Raw genomic sequence first — 1,276 nt, forward strand, 5'->3', positions numbered from 1 at the left:
CCACCGCTACTACAATCCGGGGACTGGACGGTTTTTGACGCCGGATCCGATCAAGCTTGCGGGGGGGTTGAATAGCTACCAGTACGTGCCTAACCCTACGGGGTGGGTGGATCCGTTGGGGTTGAGCAACAACTGCCCTAGCAAAGCTAAAAAGGGCTTTCAAAGAAAGGCGGATGACACTAGTGACTCTGGTGTAGATACTGGAGAAGTGGAGCTGCCAAAAGGCCATGACAGCACTATTACAAGGAAAGCTGCATTCAGACATGCGAAAAGAGTCGGAGGAGTGCCACTTTCACAGCAGCCATCAAGATCGTATAAAGAGGTACTTACAGACCAACCTAGCCGAGTGATGAGCCGGGTTTACGAGTACAATTTGAAGGATGGTCGAATTGTGACTATTCGTGAGCACTCGTTAGGACATGTAAAAGGGAACGAAGGACCTCATTTCAATACAGAAGTTACAGGATCTACTGGTACGAAAGCGGCCTTAAAAGAAGGTGACAACTCACACACTTACTTTAAAAAAGACTAGTCATGAGCACATACTACACCTGTGAACCGGGCATAAAGCTCCACGAACAGCTAGAACACATAACCGATCCTGGCTTTGTGAGTTTCACATTAGTAGCGGGAACTCTACAAGACCTCTGGCCAACGTGGAAAAACTTCAGCCACCTAATAGCGGCGGAATGGCCAGTAACTATAAAATGGCGTACCATCGGATACTCTCTGGAGCAACAAAAGATCCAAGAGATTCGTCTGAAAAAAGAGATACTCAGCAATTTAAGCCCTAAAGGATTTTTAAAAAAAAATGAAAAGACGAAAATATATTCATATCTCGATCCCGCCTACACCAAAGACATTTCTTTCGAACCAAAAGAACTAACGCAATACCGAAACACCATGCTAATCCTAAAAAAAAGCGAGCAAGACCTACATAAAATCTGGAGTGAGTTAAGCGAATACGATAAGACCGTAAGCGTAGAAAGCATATCTAAAGTCATGACGAACAATCGAGATACATTCATTGCTCGCTTTCTAGAACTCGACACTCACTCCATTGCACAATTTATAACTCCGGTAAAAAATTCGTACGAATTCGCATCGATACTGGCAAAGCTTAAAGTCACAGAGACAAAAGTGACCGATCTCCATGAGATCATAAACAATTCTTAAACCAAAAAGCCGCCGACATCGTGACCCTGACGGATTTCATCACCTAACACCGCTACGACTGCCAACACCGCCTGATAGGCGTCAGCCTGCCCGGTGGCAA

Annotated in this window: 2 protein-coding genes; both read left to right on the forward strand. The window is 45.1% G+C overall.

Annotated elements, in window-relative coordinates; genetic code table 11:
* The coding region (locus HU727_RS25455) for an RHS repeat-associated core domain-containing protein (protein WP_264081988.1) at positions 1-532 on the forward strand (532 nt) is incomplete at its 5' end.
* Positions 533-534: 2 nt separating this feature from the next.
* A complete protein-coding gene (locus HU727_RS25460) occupies positions 535-1,176 on the forward strand; it encodes a hypothetical protein (protein ID WP_186532521.1) in 642 nt (213 codons plus the stop codon).
* The last annotated feature ends 100 nt before the right edge of the window (positions 1,177-1,276 follow it).

The sequence above is a fragment of the Pseudomonas khorasanensis genome, from assembly GCF_014268505.2.
Lineage (GTDB): Bacteria > Pseudomonadota > Gammaproteobacteria > Pseudomonadales > Pseudomonadaceae > Aquipseudomonas > Aquipseudomonas khorasanensis.

Excerpts from the sequence above, each read along its gene's own strand:
- HU727_RS25460 (WP_186532521.1), top strand. The coding sequence starts at position 535 with ATGAGCACATACTACACCTGTGAACCGGGCATAAAGCTCCACGAACAG.